The organism is Vibrio sp. 704 (assembly GCF_033339295.1).
On sequence record NZ_JAWOUH010000565.1, the window covers coordinates 1 to 640 of the forward strand.

The window sequence follows — 640 nt, forward strand, 5'->3', positions numbered from 1 at the left end:
CCACTCTACATCAACTCCGGACAAGTCGTGATCAACTTTAAAGGTCACCAAGCGGCTCTGGATGCTGGGATCATTACGCCTGACTGTAAGCTAGAAATCACCGGTGATGCTGTCTGGCGTGACTTGCAAGACTGGCGCACTCGTGCCCGCGTGTTTGCAAAAGAACTAAAAGTTGATATGCCGCCGATGGTCAAAATCAAAGTTGAGCCGGACATGACCATTGATGTCACGCCGCAGTTGGCGAAGGTGGAGGGTAACATCAATCTGCCATGGGGACGTATCGTCATTGAGGAACTGCCACCAAGTGCGGTTGGGGTGTCGAGTGATACCGTGATTTTAAACAAGGATTTACAGCCAGTTGATGAAGTGACGGCTATGCCATTCAACGTCGAAACGGACATCAACATCAAGATTGGTGACGACTTCCAACTTGCGGCGTTTGGCTTGAAGGGCGGCTTGAAAGGTAGCCTTAACGTGACACAAAAAGACAAAGGACCATTCATCGTTGGTGAGGTAAACATCGTTGACGGTTCTTACCGTTCATTTGGTCAAGATTTGGTGATCGAAGAAGGTAAGATCTTAATGAACGGTCCAGCGGATCAACCGTACGTATCGATCAAAGCGATTCGTAACCCTGACA

The 640-nt window shown here is 48.8% G+C and carries 1 protein-coding gene; it reads left to right on the top strand.

The genetic code is table 11. From position 1 onward, the window contains the following. Positions 1–640 (top strand): translocation/assembly module TamB domain-containing protein (locus tag R7R24_RS27785; protein ID WP_318120294.1); only part of this gene is annotated, 640 nt, incomplete at both ends.